A 447-nucleotide genomic window follows, 5' to 3' on the forward strand; every position below is an offset into this window, starting at 1 on the left:
CCTTCGTGGTCGACACCGACGCGGTGATCCGGTTCAGGTCGATCTCGGCCGACTACCGCTGGCGTGTCGGCCCCGAGGAGGCCCTCACCGCACTGCCCGCGCTCACCCGGTGACGCCCGGTGCGGGCGCGGCCGGACCGGAATCCACGGCCACGCCCGCGCCGCCGCCCGACCTGCGGCGGTGAACGCAGCGCACAACTACTTGAGGTGCGGCGGGGTCAAATGGTCGTAGCGACGCCTCGATAGGATGATCGTGTTGGCGTCGAGGGGCTGGATGGTGGATGGGTCGGCGGGAGAAGTTGACGATCGAGGAGCGGGAGGTTATTTCCCGCGAGTTGGGCAAGAATCGTTCGGCGCGGTTCATCGCGAAGGCGCTCGGCAGGCATCACTCGGTGATTTCGAGGGAGATCGAGCGTAACGGCGGCGAGAATGTGTACCGGGCGGTGGA

At 67.6% G+C, this 447-nt stretch carries 1 protein-coding gene; it reads left to right on the plus strand.

The window, feature by feature from the left end; all coding sequences use genetic code 11:
* Positions 1-280: 280 nt before the first annotated feature.
* Positions 281-447, plus strand: a 167-nt coding sequence (locus NBZ85_RS31840; protein ID WP_261561665.1) for a helix-turn-helix domain-containing protein, incomplete at its 3' end; no start/stop codon positions are given.

Source organism: Frankia tisae (assembly GCF_025403405.1).
Classification (GTDB): Bacteria; Actinomycetota; Actinomycetes; order Frankiales; family Frankiaceae; genus Frankia; species Frankia tisai.